Below are 17265 nucleotides of genomic sequence, written 5' to 3' on the forward strand. Positions count from 1 at the left end.
CCACTCACATTCAGAACAGGAAAACAGCCATGAGCGCCAACGTCGACCTGAACAACCGCCCCGACTACGACGATGTCCTGCAGACGATCGCCGACTACGTCCTGACCTTCAAAACCCCCTCCGCCGAAGCCCTCGACACCGCCCGCAACTGCCTGATGGACACGTTGGGCTGCGGCCTGCTGGCGCTGCGGTTTCCCGAATGCACCAAACACCTCGGCCCGATCGTCGAGGGTACGGTTGTGCCTTTTGGTGCGCGAGTGCCCGGCACCAGCTTCCGCCTCGATCCGGTGAAAGCCGCGTGGGACATCGGCTGCATCGTCCGCTGGCTGGATTACAACGACACCTGGCTCGCCGCCGAGTGGGGGCATCCGTCGGACAACCTCGGCGCCATTCTCGCGGTCGCCGATCACTTGTCGCAAAAACGTATCGCCAACGGCGAAGCAGCGCTGACGATTCGCGATGTGCTGGAAGCGATGATCATGGCCCACGAGATTCAGGGTGTGATCGCTTTGGAAAACTCTTTCAATCGCGTCGGCCTCGACCACGTGATGCTGGTCAAAGTCGCCTCGACCGCCGTCAGCGCCCGACTCATGGGTGCTCATCGAGAGCAATTGCTGTCAGCGCTGTCGCATGCCTTTGCCGATGGTCAGGCATTGCGCACCTACCGTCACGCGCCGAACGCCGGTTCGCGCAAATCCTGGGCAGCGGGCGATGCGGCGAGTCGTGGTGTGCGTCTGGCCGATATCGCCATGCGCGGCGAGATGGGCATTCCCGGTGTCCTGAGTGCGAAACAGTGGGGCTTTTACGACGTGTCGTTCAGCCACACCAACAATGATCTGGCGCTGAAGCCAGAGGACAAACGCGCTTTCAGTTTTTCCCGACCGTTCGGCAGTTATGTGATGGAAAACGTGCTGTTCAAGATCAGCTTTCCTGCCGAGTTTCACGCGCAAACGGCCTGCGAAGCGGCGGTGACCTTGCACCCGCAGGTGCGCAATCGTCTGCATGAAATCGACCGGATCGTCATCACCACCCATGAATCGGCGATCCGTATCATTTCCAAGGTCGGGCCACTGGCCAATGCTGCCGACCGCGATCATTGCCTGCAGTACATGACCGCCGTGCCGCTGGCGTTCGGCACTTTGATCGCCGAGCAGTACGAAGACGATTTCCACAAGGCGCACCCGATCATCGACGTGCTGCGCGAAAAAATGGTCATCGTTGAAGATCCGCAATTCAGTCGCGAATACCTCGAGCCCGACAAGCGCTCGATTGCCAATGCGGTACAGGTGTTTTTCAAGGACGGCAGCAGCACCGACAACGTGCTCGTGGAATACCCGCTCGGCCATCGCCGCCGCCGGGCTGAGGGCATTCCGTTGCTGGAGGACAAGTTCAAGGCCAACCTGGCGACGCGTTATGTCGGGCAGCGTTGCGCAGAGATTTTTGCGCTGTGCGAGGATCAGGCGCGGCTGGAAGCGACACCGGTGAATCGATTCATCGACCTGTTCGTGATCTGACAGACCGCGTTATCGTTCTTCGCGGGCAAGCCCGCTCCCACAGGGATTTGTGATGGACACAGCAATTGTGAACGCCTTCAGAACCTGTGGGAGCGGGCTTGCCCGCGATAGCGTCAGATGAGGCACCGCAAAACTACTTGAACCGCCGCTCAACCCCTTTCTCCACCAGAATCTTCGCGGAAATCTCTTCCACGGAAAAATGCGTGGAGTTGATGTGCGGGATGTTCTCGCGGCGGAACAGGTTTTCCACTTCGCGCACTTCGAACTCGCACTGGGCGTAGCTCGAATAGCGGCTGTTGGGCTTGCGCTCGTTGCGGATGGCGGTGAGGCGGTCCGGGTCGATGGTCAGGCCGAACAGCTTGTGCTGATGGGCGCGCAGGGCGGTCGGCAGGGTCAGGCGTTCCATGTCGTCTTCGGTCAGCGGATAGTTGGCCGCACGGATGCCGAACTGCATCGCCATATACAGACACGTCGGCGTTTTGCCGCATCGCGACACGCCGACTAGTATCAGATCGGCTTTGTCGTAATAGTGGGTGCGGGCGCCGTCATCGTTGTCGAGGGCAAAGTTCACCGCCTCGATGCGCTCCATGTAATTGGAGTTGTGCCCGATCGAATGCGACTTGCCGACGGTGTACGACGAATGCTCGGTCAGTTCCTGTTCGAGCGGGGCGAGGAAGGTCGAGAAAATGTCGATCATGAAACCATTGGACGTTGCGAGAATCTCACGGATGTCCTGATTGACGATGGTGTCGAAGATGATCGGCCGAAAGCCGTCGGTTTCAGCGGCTTTGTTGATTTGTTGTACCATGGCCCGCGCTTTTTCAACGCTGTCGATGTACGGCCGCGTGAACTTGCTGAAGGTAATGTTTTCGAACTGCGCCAACAGGCTTTGACCCAGGGTTTCGGCAGTGATGCCGGTGCCATCGGAGATGAAGAAAGCGGATCGTTTCATTTGCACCTTGGGCCTTAAGTTAATTGACGCTCTTGGATATGATAGGCGCGATTTGTCGGCCGCGATTGGCCCGCATTCTCACTTATTTTCCAGGTCCAGGCCATACAGCCGGCCAAGGCTCCCCCGGGCCGCCGGCTTCTGAGCTTTTCCAACACAGTTAGTGGAGAGATCACCTTGGTAGAGTACGTAGTTTCCCTCGATAAGCTCGGCAAACACGATGTTGAGCATGTGGGGGGCAAGAACGCATCCCTGGGCGAGATGATCAGTAACCTGGCAGGCGCCGGTGTTTCGGTCCCCGGCGGCTTCGCCACGACGGCTCAGGCCTATCGTGACTTCCTCGAACTGAGCGGCCTGAACGAGCAGATCCACAAGGCCCTCGACGCGCTCGACGTCGACGACGTCAATGCCCTGGCCAAGACCGGCGCGCAGATCCGCCAGTGGATCATGGACGCCGAATTCCCTGAAAAACTCAACACCGAGATCCGTACCGCGTTCGCCGCGTTGTCGGCCGGTAATCCTGATGTCGCTGTGGCCGTGCGTTCCTCTGCCACCGCCGAAGACCTGCCGGACGCGTCGTTCGCCGGTCAACAGGAAACCTTCCTGAACATCCGTGGCGTGGAAAACGTTATCCGCGCCGCCAAAGAGGTGTTCGCTTCGCTGTTCAACGACCGTGCGATTTCCTACCGCGTGCACCAGGGCTTCGACCACAAGCTGGTCGCCCTGTCGGCCGGCGTGCAGCGCATGGTGCGTTCGGAAACCGGCACCGCCGGCGTGATGTTCACCCTCGATACCGAATCGGGCTTCCGCGACGTGGTATTCATCACCGGCGCCTACGGCCTGGGCGAAACCGTCGTACAAGGCGCGGTCAACCCGGATGAGTTCTATGTGCACAAGGGCACGCTGAAAGCCGGTCGTCCGGCGATCCTGCGTCGCAACCTGGGCAGCAAAGCCATCAAGATGATCTACGGCGACGAGGCCAAGGCCGGTCGTTCGGTCAAGACGGTCGATGTCGACAAGGCCGAACGCGCACGTTTCTGCCTGACCGACGCTGAAGTCAGCGAACTGGCCAAGCAGGCGATGATCATCGAGAAGCACTACGGCTGCCCGATGGACATCGAGTGGGCCAAGGACGGTGACGACGGCAAGCTGTACATCGTGCAGGCGCGTCCGGAAACCGTGAAAAGCCGCACCCAGGCCAACGTCATGGAACGTTACCTGCTCAAGGAAACCGGCACCGTGCTGGTGGAAGGTCGCGCCATCGGCCAGCGCATCGGCGCCGGCAAAGTGCGGATCATCAAAGACGTTTCCGAGATGGACAAGGTCCAGCCGGGCGACGTGCTGGTGTCCGACATGACCGACCCGGACTGGGAACCGGTGATGAAACGCGCCAGCGCCATCGTCACCAACCGTGGCGGGCGTACCTGCCACGCGGCGATCATCGCGCGCGAGCTGGGCATTCCGGCGGTGGTCGGTTGCGGCAACGCCACCCAACTGCTGAAGGATGGCCAGGGCGTGACCGTGTCCTGCGCCGAAGGCGACACCGGTTACATCTTCGAAGGCGAACTGGGCTTCGACATCAAGAAAAATTCCGTTGACGCCATGCCGGAGCTGCCGTTCAAGATCATGATGAACGTCGGCAACCCGGACCGCGCCTTCGACTTCGCGCAACTGCCGAACGCCGGTGTGGGCCTGGCCCGTCTGGAATTCATCATCAACCGCATGATTGGCGTGCACCCGAAAGCGCTGTTGAACTACGACGGTCTGCCGCAGGAAATCAAGGAAAGCGTCGACAAGCGCATCGCCGGTTACGATGATCCGGTCGGTTTCTATGTCGAGAAACTGGTCGAAGGCATCAGCACCCTGGCGGCCGCGTTCGCACCGAAGAAAGTCATCGTGCGTCTGTCGGACTTCAAGTCCAACGAATACGCCAACCTGATCGGCGGCAAGCTCTACGAGCCGGAAGAAGAAAACCCGATGCTGGGCTTCCGTGGCGCTTCGCGTTACATCAGCGAATCGTTCCGCGACTGCTTCGAACTCGAATGCCGCGCGCTTAAGCGTGTGCGCAACGAGATGGGCCTGACCAACGTCGAAATCATGGTGCCGTTCGTCCGTACGCTTGGTGAAGCCAGCCAGGTAGTGGACCTGCTCGCCGAAAACGGCCTGGCCCGTGGCGACAACGGTCTGCGCGTGATCATGATGTGCGAACTGCCATCCAATGCGATTCTGGCCGATGAATTCCTTGAGTTCTTCGATGGTTTCTCGATCGGTTCCAACGACCTGACCCAGTTGACCCTGGGTCTGGACCGCGATTCCGGTATCATCGCGCACCTGTTCGACGAGCGTAATCCAGCGGTCAAGAAGCTGCTGGCCAACGCGATTCAGGCCTGCAACAAGGCCGGCAAGTACATCGGTATCTGCGGTCAGGGCCCTTCGGACCACCCGGACCTGGCCAAATGGCTGATGGAGCAGGGCATCGAAAGCGTGTCGCTGAACCCGGACACCGTGCTGGAAACCTGGTTCTTCCTCGCCGAAGGTCAGGCGCAGGCTTGATCAACATGTGAATGATGGCCTGACCCTGTGGGAGCGAGCCTGCTCGCGAAGACGGAGCAACATCCGCCATGGATGTTCGCTGACACACCGCTTTCGCGAGCTGGCTCGCTCCCACATGGGCCGGGCCTTGAGATTGAAGTAGGGCGGGCTCTAGTAGATGCCGCCCTTTTTTGTGCAAGAGCATTATGCAAAGCAGCAGCAACCTGTTTCCTGTCGCCCTGATCAGCGCCGAACGGCGCGACGATCTGAGCGAAGATGTGTATCGACTCAAACCCGGCAACAGCCCCGACTGGTCCGTGGAAATCGCCGTGACCCGCCTGGGCATGGCCGATGACTCGGCGCCGCGTGGTGTGCCGGTGATCTTGCTGCACGGCAGTTTTTCCAATCGACGTTTCTGGTTTTCCCCCAAAGGTCTGGGCCTGGGCGCGTACCTGACGCGGCTGGGCTTCGACGTGTGGATTCCGGAGATGCGCGGCCACGGTCTGTCGCAGCGCAACGAGGACTATCGGCGCAACCGGGTCGCCGATTATGCGCGTTACGATCTGCCGGCGATTGCCGCGTTCGTCCGTGAGCAGAGCGGTCAGATTCCGCACTGGATCGGCCACTCGCTGGGCGGCATCACCCTGGCGGCGGCGTTGGGTGGCGAATATCTCGGCGAACCGGCGGTGGCGTCGGCGGCGTTTTTCGGCACGCAGGTCAGCCGCACGTACTGGCCGCTGAAGATTCCGCCGCTGGAGTGGGGCAGTCGCTTCATTCTCAAGCGTTTCGCGCAGTTGTCCGGTTCACGTTTGCGGCGGGGCCCGGAAGACGAGCCGATCGGCCTGGCCATCGAAAGCATGCGCTGGTACGGCTTGTTCGGCCGCTTTGGCGACAAGGACAAGGATTGGTGGGCCGGGCTCGCCGATGTTCAGGTGCCGGTGTTGGCGGTGACGGCGGCGGGCGATCATCAGGACCCGGCGTGGGCCTGTCGCAAGCTGTTCGAGCAGATCGGCTCCGAGCACAAGCAGTTCGTGAATCTGGGGCGCGAGCAAGGTTTCGGCGACAATTTTGGCCATGTCGAAATGCTGGTGAGCAAAGCGGCGCAGACCGAAGTGTGGCCGCTGGTGGCGCGCTGGCTGAATGATCAGCAGACGCCATTGCTGGCGCAAGCGGCGGATCTGGCCACGGCGGTGTAAGGGGCGTTCCGTTAAGCCTGGCTTGCGGCTAAGATATGACGCGTTGTGCGGTTCTGGTCATATTTTGTGGCTGTTTAGCGATTACGTTTCAGGCTGTGTTCAGGTTCGCTCAGCGACCATGGCGTGGGCTAAGGTAAACAGCGACTGGCCGGACTCGTCTCATCAGAATGCGGCATCTTTGATCGTCTTGCTTTTTACAGGAGTTTTTCGATGAACCATTACCTTACGCCTGACCTGTGCGACGCCTACCCGGAGCTGGTGCAGGTGCTGGAACCGATGTTCAGCAATTTCGGCGGCCGTGATTCCTTCGGCGGCGAAATCGTGACCATCAAATGCTTCGAAGATAACTCGCTGGTCAAGGAGCAGGCCGAACTCGACGGCACCGGCAAAGTGCTGGTGGTCGATGGCGGTGGCTCGCTGCGCCGTGCACTATTGGGCGACATGATTGCCGAAAAGGCTGCGAAAAATGGTTGGGAAGGCATGGTGATCTACGGTTGCATCCGTGACGTCGATGTTCTGGCCCAGACCGATCTCGGCGTGCAGGCATTGGCCAGCCACCCGATGAAGACCGAAAAGCGCGGCATCGGCGACCTCAACGTCGCGGTGACCTTCGCCGGCGTGACTTTCCATCCGGGCCACTATATCTATGCGGACAACAACGGCGTGATCGTTTCGCCGAGTCCGCTGCAGATGCCTGAATAAGCTGTTCGACAAAGGGATGCAGATGTTCGAGGAAGAAAACGCGCAGTGGGGGCTGGTGCATGCCCTGGTGCTGGACGGCAAGGGTGGTGCGCGTTCGATAGCCCGGACGGAGCTTGACGATCTGCAGCTGCAGGCTCACGAAAGCCTGTGGCTGCATTGGGATCGCAGCCATCCGCAGACCCAGACCTGGCTGCGCAAATCCAGCGGACTCAACGAGTTCACCTGCGACCTGCTGCTGGAAGAGAACACCCGCCCGCGTCTGTTGCCGCTGCCCGACTCCGAATTGCTGCTGTTTTTGCGCGGGGTCAATCTCAATCCGGGTGCCGAGCCGGAAGACATGGTGTCGGTGCGGATCTTTGCTTCTGCTCAGCGGGTGATCTCCCTGCGTTTGCGGCCACTGCGGGCCACCGATGAATTGCTTGGGCAATTGGCTGACGGCAGAGGCCCGAAGACATCATCAGAACTCATCCTCTATCTGGCGCAGTTCCTCACCAATAAAGTGCAGGATCTGGTCACTTGCCTCTCGGAAATCGCCGATGAGGAAGAAGAAAAAATGGATGCCGACGAACGGTATACCCCCGAGCATGGCTCGGTTTTGCACATCCGTCGGCGGGCGGCCGGGCTCAAGCGTTTTCTCGCTCCACAGCGGGATATTTTTGGCCAGCTGACGCGCATAAAGCTGCCGTGGTTCGTTGAAGACGATGCCGATTACTGGAACGAACTGAACAACAGCCTGACCCGCTATCTGGAAGAGCTGGAATTGACCCGAGAGCGCGTGGGGCTTGTGCTGGAGGCTGAGGACCGGCGTCTGAACGTGCACATGAATCGCACCATGTACCGCTTCGGCATCATCACCTGCATCTTCCTGCCGATGAGTTTTATCACCGGTCTTCTGGGCATCAACGTTGGCGGAATTCCGTTCGCCAGCAGCCCGTACGGTTTCCTCATCGCATGCTCGACGGTGCTTGCCCTGGCCTTCGGTCAGTGGTGGTTGTTCCGACGTTTGCGCTGGGTTTGAAGAGGCCGCATGTGACCCGACCAAATTTGCCCGCGTCTTTCACAGACATCACGAGAGGTGCGTATGCACGATCCGTTTGAACAGTCTTTGCGCGACATGCTCAACGCCTCGCCGTCCAGCCGCGACGACGACGCTTGCCTGGGCCGCGTACTCAAAACCGCCAACCGCCAGGTCGGCGCCGGTGATCTGTTCAGCCTGCTGGGCCGCTGGCTGCCCGCGCTGATGATCGCCCTGAACAATGGCTCGGCGCATGTCTCGCCGGTTTCCCGTCTTCGTAAACCTGCTGTTCGCACTGCTGATAAGGCTGATTGAATATGGAACTTGATCTCTGGACTCAGAGCCTCGTCACTGCAATGACTGCGTTGTGGACCAAAGTCGCTAATTTCATACCGAACCTGTTCGGCGCACTGGTGGTGCTGCTGCTGGGTTTCGTCGTGGCCAAGCTGCTCGACACCTTGCTCTCCAAGCTGCTGGCCAAATTGGGCCTCGATCGCCTGATGGGCGGCACCGGTCTGACCAAGCTGTTGTCGCGTGCCGGGCTGCAGGTGCCGATCTCGACCCTGATCGGTAAAATCGTTTACTGGTTCGTTCTGCTGATTTTCCTGGTGTCTGCAGCAGAATCCCTTGGCCTTGAGCGAGTTTCAGCTACGCTGGACATGCTGGCGCTGTATCTGCCGAAAGTCTTCGGCGCCGCGCTGGTGTTGCTGGTCGGTGTGTTGCTCGCGCAATTGGCCAATGGCCTGGTGCGCGGGGCGGCGGAAGGCGTAGGCCTGGACTACGCTTCGGGGCTGGGGCGTATCGCGCAGGGGCTGGTGATCATCATCAGTATCTCGGTGGCGATCAGTCAGCTCGAGGTCAAGACCGACCTGCTGAACCACGTGATTGTGATCGTATTGATTACCGTTGGTCTGGCCGTTGCGCTGGCCATGGGTTTGGGAAGCCGGGAAATTGCCGGTCAGATTCTTGCGGGAATCTATGTGCGTGAGTTGTACGAGGTTGGGCAACAAGTGCGTGTTGGCGAGGTCGAAGGCCAGATCGAAGAGATCGGCACGGTTAAAACCACATTGCTGACCGATGAGGGTGAGCTAGTCTCTCTCTCCAATCGGATCCTGCTGGAACAGCATGTGAGTAGCCGCTAAACCGGCAAACCCTGCTAATGTATGCCGCCGCAAAATGCCAGCCGAGGCTGGCTGCGGTGGACATTGACCTGACTGTCGGCACGACTTGTTTTGAATAAAGCCCAAACGCTATCCACGCGCTACGACCCCCGCGAGCTCTCTGATGAGGAGTTGGTCGCGCGCTCGCACACCGAGCTTTTTCACGTAACGCGCGCCTACGAAGAGTTGATGCGGCGTTACCAGCGAACATTATTTAATGTCTGTGCGAGATATCTTGGGAACGATCGCGACGCAGACGATGTCTGTCAGGAAGTGATGCTGAAGGTGCTGTATGGCCTGAAGAACTTCGAGGGGAAATCGAAGTTCAAAACCTGGCTTTACAGCATCACTTACAACGAATGCATCACGCAGTATCGGAAGGAACGGCGTAAGCGTCGCTTGATGGACGCTCTCAGCCTCGACCCTCTTGAAGAAGCGTCTGAAGAAAAGGCGCCGAAACCGGAGGAGAAGGGTGGGCTTGATCGCTGGCTGGTGTATGTGAATCCGATTGACCGCGAAATTCTGGTGCTACGATTTGTCGCAGAGCTGGAGTTTCAGGAGATCGCAGACATCATGCACATGGGTTTGAGTGCGACAAAAATGCGTTACAAACGCGCTCTAGATAAATTGCGTGAGAAATTTGCAGGCATTGCTGAAACTTAGTTCAGCGCAAATATCTCTTACGTGTAGGCAAGTTCTGATAGACTTGCCGCCGAGTTGTCCCCCGGTTTGCGGGACTGCTTCACAATCACCAGATGGGGATTTAACGGATGAAACTGAAAAACACCTTGGGCTTGGCCATTGGTTCTCTGATTGCCGCCACTTCGTTCGGCGCTCTGGCACAAGGCCAAGGCGCAGTTGAAATCGAAGGCTTCGCTAAGAAAGAACAATTCGACAGCGCTCGTAACTTCAAGAACAACGGCAACCTGTTCGGCGGTTCGATCGGTTACTTCCTGACCGACGACGTAGAACTGCGTCTGGGCTACGACGAAGTGCACAACGTACGTGCCGACGATGGCAAGAACGTCAAAGGCGCTAACACCGCTCTGGACGCTCTGTACCACTTCAACAACCCAGGCGACATGATTCGTCCATACGTTTCGGCCGGTTTCTCTGACCAGAGCATCGACCAGAACGGTTCGAACGGTCGTAACCGTTCCACCTTCGCCAACGTTGGCGGCGGTGCCAAGCTGTACTTCACCGAGAACTTCTACGCCCGTGCTGGCGTTGAAGCTCAATACAACATCGACCAGGGCGACACCGAGTGGGCTCCTAGCGTCGGTATCGGTGTGAACTTCGGTGGCGGCTCCAAGCCTGCTGCTGCTCCAGTTCCAGCACCAGCTGAAGTCTGCTCCGACAGCGACAACGATGGCGTTTGCGACAACGTTGACAAGTGCCCGGACACCCCAGCCAACGTAACTGTTGACGCTGATGGCTGCCCAGCAGTTGCTGAAGTTGTTCGTGTTGAGCTGGACGTGAAATTCGACTTCGACAAGTCGGTCGTCAAGCCAAACAGCTACGGCGACATCAAGAACCTGGCTGACTTCATGAAGCAGTACCCATCCACCACCACTACTGTTGAAGGTCACACTGACTCCGTCGGTCCTGACGCTTACAACCAGAAACTGTCCGAGCGTCGTGCAAACGCCGTTAAGCAAGTTCTGACCAACCAGTACGGTGTTGAATCGTCCCGCGTTCAGTCTGTTGGCTACGGCGAATCCCGCCCAGTTGCTGACAACAAAACTGACGCTGGCCGTGCTGTTAACCGTCGCGTAGAAGCGCAGGTTGAAGCTCAAGCTAAGTAATTAGCTGCCGCTCTGAGAAAAGCCCGGCTTAGGCCGGGCTTTTCTTTGTCTGCGATTTGCCGAGGCGGGGATTGCTCAGGCCGTCACCATCGAAGGCAGATCGTACTGCGCGGACTGAGTCGCGGCGACTGCCCCGATCACCAGAATCGCAGGGCTTTTGAGTTCGAACAGCCGGGCATCCTCACTCATGGCGCTCAGGTCACTGCGGCATTCGCGCTGCTGCGGCAGTGAAGCATTCTCGATCATCGCCACCGGCGTCTCCGCCGCCATCCCTCCGGCCAGCAGTTGCTCGCGAATCTCGCCGAGTTTGGCCACACCCATATAGATCACCAGCGTCGTCCCGCTCTGTGCCAGTGCCTGCCAGTTCAGTTGGCTGTCGTCCTGAGTGTGCGCGGTCACCAGCGTTACGCCCCTGGCGACGCCGCGCAAGGTCAGGGAAATATCGCATTGCGTGGCGCCGGCCAGGCCAGCGGTGATGCCGTTGACCAGTTCCACCTCGACGCCGCGCTCGCGCAGCCACTGTGCTTCTTCACCGCCACGGCCGAAAATGCACGGATCACCACCCTTGAGCCGCACCACGCATTTGCCGTGGCGTGCGTAACGCAGCATTAGCCGGTGGATGAACGCTTGCGGGGTCGAGCGACAGCCGCCACGTTTGCCTACGCTGATGATCCGCGCGTCGGGGCAGTGTTCCAGCACCGCTTCGTTGACCAAGTCATCGATCAGCACCACATCGGCCGCGCGCAACGCGCGTACCGCTTTGAGGGTCAGCAATTCCGGATCACCAGGACCTGCACCCACCAGCCAGACTTTTGCATTCATGGTGTTTTCCTCATCATATGGCGGCGGCCGGCTGCACATCGGCGGCCAGCAGGCGTTTGATTTCCGGGACGCACGAGCCGCATTGCGTGCCGCAGCCCAATTGATTTTTCAGACCCTGCAGATCCAGACCCTGGCGAATGCCAGCGCAGACGGCGTTGAGGCTGACGTTTTTGCAGTTGCACAAAGTCTTGTTTGCTGCCACCTGCATCCCGGCATTGCCCGGCGGCGCACTCATCGGCGCCAGCAACCAGCGGCGCAGTTGTTCGTCGGCACGACCCTCCAGCCACAAACCTTGCAGCCAATGTTGCGCGAGGGTTTCGCCGGCCAGACGAATCGCGGTAATCCGGCCGTTCTCGATGCGCACGCGCTTGCCAATCGCGCGGCGTGGATCGTCGTAGGCGAGGACCGGGCCGTCGATCAATGCCAGGCATTGATCGATTTGCGCGAGCAATGGCGCATCCGGCGCCTCGTGGCTGGCAGCGCGTATCAGCAGCGCCGGACGTTCGCGTCCGACAAGGCTGAGGCTGACGTAGGAAAACGCCTCGCAGAGCGTCCGTAGCGTCTCGAAATGCCGCTGCACATCGCCCTCGATCAAAGCGAACAGCTGCCATGGCAGATGGACCGGCTCCAGGCGTACGCCACTGTGTTTCAGTTCCGGTTGTTTCGATAACGGATCGAAGGCCGGCTGGGTGAGGCTGTTCACACCGCCCTTGAGAAAACGATCGCCCCAGTGCATCGGCAAAAACGCCTGACCGGGACGCACGCTGTCATCACTGCTGACGGCGACAATCACCGCGCCGCGACGGCTTTTCAGATTGACCAGATCGCCTGGTTGCAGACGGTGCCGGCGCATCTCGTCGGGATGCAGACTGAGCACGGCTTCGCTGACATGGCCGAACAGTTGCGCAGCGGTGCCGGTGCGGCTCATGCCGTGCCACTGATCGCGCAGGCGCCCGGTGAGCAGGGTCAGCGGGAAGCGCGCGTCGCGTTGCTCCTTGGCGGCACGGTACGGCTCGGCGATGAATTGCGCGCGACCGCTGGCGGTCGGAAAAACCCCGTCGGTGTACAAGCGTGACGTGCCTTGCCGGGCACCGATCGGGAACGGCCACTGTTGCGGGCCGATCTGGTCAATCAGCGCATGGCTGATGCCGGACAGATCGAGATCGCGGCCACGGGTCAGGCATTTGAATTCATCGAACAATTGCGCCGGCTCAGCGAAGGCAAACAGGCTCGGTTGCTGCGCACGCAGACGTTGCTCCAGACGCTGGGCGAAATCCACGGTGATCGCCCAGTCCGGCCGTGCTTCGCCTGGAGGGAGAATCGCCTGGCGAACGTGGGAAATGCGCCGCTCGGAGTTGGTCACCGAGCCTTCCTTCTCGCCCCAACTGGCGGCGGGCAGCAACAGGTCAGCGAAGGCGGCGGTTTCGGTGGTGCGAAACGCTTCCTGTAGTACCACAAACGGGCAGGCCTCAAGGGCCGCGCGCACCGCGCTCTGGTCCGGCATCGATTGCGCCGGGTTGGTACAGGCAATCCACAGCGCCTTGACCTTGCCGCTGCGCAGGTTCTCGAACAGTTCGATGGCGCTGAGACCGGGCGTTTCCGGCAAATTTTCTACGCCCCAGTATTCCGCCACTTCAGCGCGATGCGCCGGGTTGGCCGCGTCGCGGTGGCCGGGCAGCAGATTCGACAGACTGCCGGTTTCGCGCCCGCCCATGGCATTCGGCTGACCGGTCAGGGAGAAAGGTCCTGCGCCCGGCCGGCCGATTTGCCCGGTGGCCAGGTGCAGATTGATCAACGCGCTGTTTTTCGCGCTGCCGGCGGTGGACTGATTCAGGCCCATGCACCACAGCGACAGAAAGCTCGGGGACGTGCCGACCCATTCGGCGCACTGCTGCAATTGCTCGACACTGATGCCGCACAGTTGCGAGACCATTTGCGGAGTGTAGTCGCGGACCAGATTTTTCAGTTCGGCCAAACCCTCGGTGTGTGCCTTGATGAAATCGCGGTCGACCCAGTCTTCCCACAGCAGCAGGTGCAAAATCCCATGAAACAGCGCGACATCGGTGCCCGGCAGAATCGCCAGGTGCAGGTCGGCCAGATCACAGGTGTCAGTACGCCGCGGATCGATGACGATGACTTTCATCTGCGGGCGCCGCGCTTTGGCTTCTTCCAGCCGGCGGAAAAGTACCGGATGGGCGTAGGCCATGTTACTGCCGACGATCATCACGCAATCGCTCAGCTCCAGATCTTCATAACTGCACGGCGGCGCGTCGGCACCAAGGCTGCGTTTGTAGCCGACCACGGCCGAAGACATGCACAGCCGTGAATTACTGTCGATGTTGTTGGTGCCGACCAGCGCCCGCGCCAGTTTGTTGAAGGCGTAATAATCCTCGGTGAGCAACTGCCCGGAGATATAGAACGCCACGCTGTCCGGTCCGTGCTCGGCGATGGTGTCGGCGAAAACATTGGCCGCGTGTTCCAGCGCGGTGTCCCAGTCTGTGCGGCTGCGCGCCAGGCCTTTGCCCAGACGCAGCTCCGGGTAGAGCGCGCGGGCGGCGAGGTCGCCGGTCAGGTGCAGGGTCGAGCCTTTGCTGCACAGTTTGCCGAAGTTGGCCGGGTGCGCCGGATCGCCGCTGACGCCGAGGATGCGCTCGCCGTCATGCTCGATCAGTACGCCGCAGCCGACCCCGCAATAGCAGCAGGTCGAGGCGGTCGTCTGGCGGTTCATCAGATGGCGTCCCGCAGGGCCAGTTGCACCCGACCATTCTCGACCCGCGCCGGATGGTGATGGGCACAGCCGATATCCGGCGCTTGGGCTTCGCCGGTTTCGAGGTCGATCTGCCAGTTGTGCAGCGGGCAGGCTACGCGTTTGCCGTAGATCAGGCCTTGCGACAACGGCCCGCCCTTGTGCGGGCAGCGGTCGTCGAGGGCGAAAACCTCATCGTCGCTGGTACGAAAAATCGCTATGTCACCTTTCGGCCCGGCAATGATTCGCGAACCGAGGGCATTGATCTCGTCGAGGCCACAGATATCGAGCCAGTTCATGCCGGCACCTCCAGGTTTTTCACGGGGATCACATCGAATTCTTTCTTCAGTTGCGGCTGCGCCAGACGCTCTTTCCACGGGTCCTGTTCGAACGACAGGGAGAATTGCAGGCGCTCGTTCAAGGCTTTGCGCCGCTCGGCGTCTTCGAGCACGTTCTTCTTGATGTGCTCCATGCCGACCCGTTGCAGGTAATGCACGGTGCGTTCGAGGTAAAAGGCTTCTTCGCGGTACAGCTGCAAGAAGGCGCCGTTGTATTCGCGTACTTCATCGGCGGTTTTCAGTTTGACGAAGAACTCGGCAACTTCGGTTTTGATCCCGCCGTTGCCGCCGATGTACATCTCCCAGCCGGAGTCGACGCCGATGATTCCTACGTCTTTGATGCCCGCTTCCGAGCAGTTGCGTGGGCAACCGGACACTGCCAGCTTCACCTTGTGCGGCGACCACATGTTGAACAGGTCGTGCTCGAGGTCGATGCCCAGTTGCGTCGAATTCTGCGTGCCGAAGCGGCAGAACTCGCTACCCACGCAGGTCTTCACCGTACGGATGGATTTGCCATAAGCGTGGCCGGACGGCATGTCGAGGTCTTTCCACACGCCGGGCAGGTCCTGCTTTTTGATGCCGAGCAAGTCGATGCGCTGACCGCCGGTGACCTTGACCATCGGCACGTTGTACTTGTCAGCCACATCGGCAATACGCCGCAGCTCTGAAGGATTGGTCACGCCGCCCCACATCCGTGGCACCACCGAATAGGTGCCGTCCTTTTGAATGTTGGCGTGGGCGCGTTCGTTGATCAGGCGCGATTGCGGATCGTCCTTGGCTTCGCCCGGCCAGGTGGAAATCAGGTAGTAGTTGAGCGCCGGGCGGCAGGTCGCGCAGCCGTTGGGCGTGCGCCAGTTCAGGTAGCTCATGGTCTCGGCGATGGTCAGCAGATGCTCCTGGCGAATCGCCTGGCGGATCTGGCCGTGGTTGAGATCGCTGCAACCGCAAATGGCTTTTTCGCTTTTCGGTTTGACGTCCGCCGCACCTCCGACCGTGTTGATCAGGATCTGCTCGACCAGGCCGGCGCAGGAACCGCAGGAGCTGGCAGCCTTGGTGTGTTTCTTCACTTCGTCGACGCTGAACAGGCCGTGTTCCTGAATTGCCTTGACGATGGTGCCTTTGCACACGCCGTTGCAACCGCAGACCTCGGCGCTGTCGGCCATGACCATGGCTTTGTCCTGGCCTTGATGTCCTACGTCGCCCAAAGCGTTTTCGCCGAACATCAAGTGATCGCGGATCTCGCCGATGGCGTGATTCTCACGAATCTGCCGGAAATACCAACCGCCATCTGCCGTATCACCGTACAGACAGGCGCCGACCAGCACGTCATCCTTGATCACCAGTTTTTTGTACACGCCGCCGATCGGGTCGGAGAGGGTAATGGTTTCGGTGCCTTCGCCGCCCATGAAGTCGCCGGCGGAGAACAGGTCGATGCCGGTGACTTTGAGTTTGGTCGAGGTCACCGAGCCCTGATAACGGGCGAAACCCAATTGCGCGAGGTGGTTGGCGCAGACCTTGGCCTGTTCGAACAGCGGCGCGACCAGGCCGTAGGCGATGCCGCGGTGGCTTGCGCATTCGCCGATCGCATAGATACGCGGGTCGTAGGTTTGCAGGGTGTCGTTGACCAGAATCCCGCGGTTGCACGGGATGCCGGCCTTTTCCGCCAGTTCGGTGTTAGGGCGGATGCCTGCGGCCATGACCACCAGATCGGCGGGGATGATGTCGCCGTTCTTGAACTGCACAGAACCGACCCGGCCATTGCCGGCGTCATGCAGGGCCTGGGTCTGTTCGCACAGGCGGAAATGCAGCCCGCGCGATTCCAGCGCCGATTGCAGAAGCTGGCCGCTGGTCTTGTCCAGTTGTCGCTCCAGCAGCCATTCACCGAGATGCACCACGGTGACGTGCATGCCGCGCAGCATCAGGCCGTTGGCCGCTTCGAGGCCGAGCAGGCCGCCGCCGATGACCACGGCGTGCTTATGGGTTTTGGCGGTGTCGATCATCGCCTGGGTGTCGGCGATGTCGCGGTAACCGATCACGCCCTGCAGGGTGTTGCCGGGGATCGGCAGGATGAACGGCGTCGAGCCGGTGGCGATCAGCAGGCGATCGTATTCGGCTTCGCTGCCGTCCTCGGCAATCACCCGGCGCTTGACCCGGTCGATCTCCACCACTTTGCGGTTGAGCAGCAGTTTGATGTTGTTTTCCAGGTACCAGTCGAGGTCGTTGAGTACGATCTCTTCGAAGGTCTGCTCACCGGCCAGCACTGGCGACAGCAGGATGCGGTTGTAGTTGGTGTACGGTTCGGCGCCGAAGACCGTGATGTCGTACAGCTCGTTGCTCAGTTTCAGCAGCTCTTCGAGGGTGCGAACCCCGGCCATGCCATTGCCGATCATCACCAGTTTGAGTTTTTTCATCAGGTTCTCCGGGGAGCTGCGGCGGGCCTCTGTTGGGCCGTCGGGCCGTGCTCGACAAATTTTGCGCAAACAAAA

General features: G+C 60.1%; 14 protein-coding genes. 9 read left to right on the plus strand and 5 right to left on the minus strand.

Going from position 1 to position 17265, the window contains the following annotated elements; translation table 11 throughout:
• Positions 1–29 precede the first annotated feature (29 nt).
• On the plus strand, positions 30–1514 hold the full coding sequence (prpD, locus tag ACGSLL_RS19540; RefSeq protein WP_394507591.1) for a 2-methylcitrate dehydratase: 1485 nt from the start codon (positions 30–32) through the stop codon (positions 1512–1514).
• Between the two features lie 133 nt (positions 1515–1647).
• Here the strand turns inward: prpD and ppsR are convergent, their stop codons facing one another.
• Complete coding sequence (gene ppsR, locus ACGSLL_RS19545) at positions 1648–2466, minus strand: posphoenolpyruvate synthetase regulatory kinase/phosphorylase PpsR (protein ID WP_016773826.1); 819 nt, start codon at positions 2464–2466, stop codon at positions 1648–1650.
• A 174-nt stretch (positions 2467–2640) separates the two neighbouring features.
• Between ppsR and ppsA the strand changes: the two genes are divergently transcribed.
• From ppsA to ACGSLL_RS19585, 8 genes are all read left to right on the plus strand, one after another.
• Complete coding sequence (ppsA, locus tag ACGSLL_RS19550; protein ID WP_394507592.1) at positions 2641–5016, plus strand: phosphoenolpyruvate synthase; 2376 nt, start codon at positions 2641–2643, stop codon at positions 5014–5016.
• Positions 5017–5201: 185 nt separating this feature from the next.
• Positions 5202–6191, plus strand: a complete 990-nt coding sequence (locus tag ACGSLL_RS19555; protein WP_394507593.1) for an alpha/beta fold hydrolase — start codon at positions 5202–5204, stop codon at positions 6189–6191.
• A 210-nt stretch (positions 6192–6401) separates the two neighbouring features.
• Entirely contained in the window at positions 6402–6893 is a 492-nt protein-coding gene (rraA, locus tag ACGSLL_RS19560) for a ribonuclease E activity regulator RraA (protein WP_332761697.1), read from the plus strand.
• Between the two features lie 22 nt (positions 6894–6915).
• A complete protein-coding gene (locus ACGSLL_RS19565; protein ID WP_394507594.1) occupies positions 6916–7911 on the plus strand; it encodes a zinc transporter ZntB in 996 nt (331 codons plus the stop codon).
• A 63-nt stretch (positions 7912–7974) separates the two neighbouring features.
• Complete coding sequence (locus tag ACGSLL_RS19570; RefSeq protein WP_090282551.1) at positions 7975–8223, plus strand: CrfX protein; 249 nt, start codon at positions 7975–7977, stop codon at positions 8221–8223.
• A gap of 2 nt (positions 8224–8225) precedes the next feature.
• Entirely contained in the window at positions 8226–9050 is an 825-nt protein-coding gene (locus ACGSLL_RS19575; RefSeq protein ID WP_007944522.1) for a mechanosensitive ion channel family protein, read from the plus strand.
• Between the two features lie 90 nt (positions 9051–9140).
• Positions 9141–9731: an RNA polymerase sigma factor SigX gene (sigX, locus tag ACGSLL_RS19580; RefSeq protein ID WP_011333251.1), complete on the plus strand. Its 591-nt coding sequence runs from the start codon at positions 9141–9143 to the stop codon at positions 9729–9731.
• A gap of 107 nt (positions 9732–9838) precedes the next feature.
• Entirely contained in the window at positions 9839–10873 is a 1035-nt protein-coding gene (locus ACGSLL_RS19585; protein ID WP_016773833.1) for an OmpA family protein, read from the plus strand.
• A gap of 75 nt (positions 10874–10948) precedes the next feature.
• On the opposite strand, the gene cobA is transcribed toward ACGSLL_RS19585, so the two are convergent.
• The 4 genes from cobA to nirB are packed head-to-tail and all read right to left on the minus strand — an operon-like array spanning position 10949 to position 17190.
• A complete protein-coding gene (gene cobA, locus ACGSLL_RS19590) occupies positions 10949–11695 on the minus strand; it encodes a uroporphyrinogen-III C-methyltransferase (RefSeq protein ID WP_394507595.1) in 747 nt (248 codons plus the stop codon).
• 13 nt (positions 11696–11708) lie between these two features.
• Positions 11709–14423 (minus strand): nitrate reductase, encoded by a 2715-nt coding sequence (locus ACGSLL_RS19595; protein ID WP_394507596.1) that lies wholly within the window; start codon positions 14421–14423, stop codon positions 11709–11711.
• The gene (gene nirD / locus ACGSLL_RS19600; RefSeq protein WP_394507597.1) at positions 14423–14740 is read right to left on the minus strand and encodes a nitrite reductase small subunit NirD; all 318 of its coding nucleotides are present in this window, start codon (positions 14738–14740) and stop codon (positions 14423–14425) included. Before nirD ends, ACGSLL_RS19595 begins: the two co-directional genes overlap by 1 nt.
• Complete coding sequence (gene nirB, locus ACGSLL_RS19605) at positions 14737–17190, minus strand: nitrite reductase large subunit NirB (RefSeq protein ID WP_394507598.1); 2454 nt, start codon at positions 17188–17190, stop codon at positions 14737–14739. Before nirB ends, nirD begins: the two co-directional genes overlap by 4 nt.
• Positions 17191–17265: the final 75 nt, after the last annotated feature.

The organism is Pseudomonas retamae (genome assembly GCF_043496865.1).
GTDB lineage: Bacteria > Pseudomonadota > Gammaproteobacteria > Pseudomonadales > Pseudomonadaceae > Aquipseudomonas > Aquipseudomonas retamae.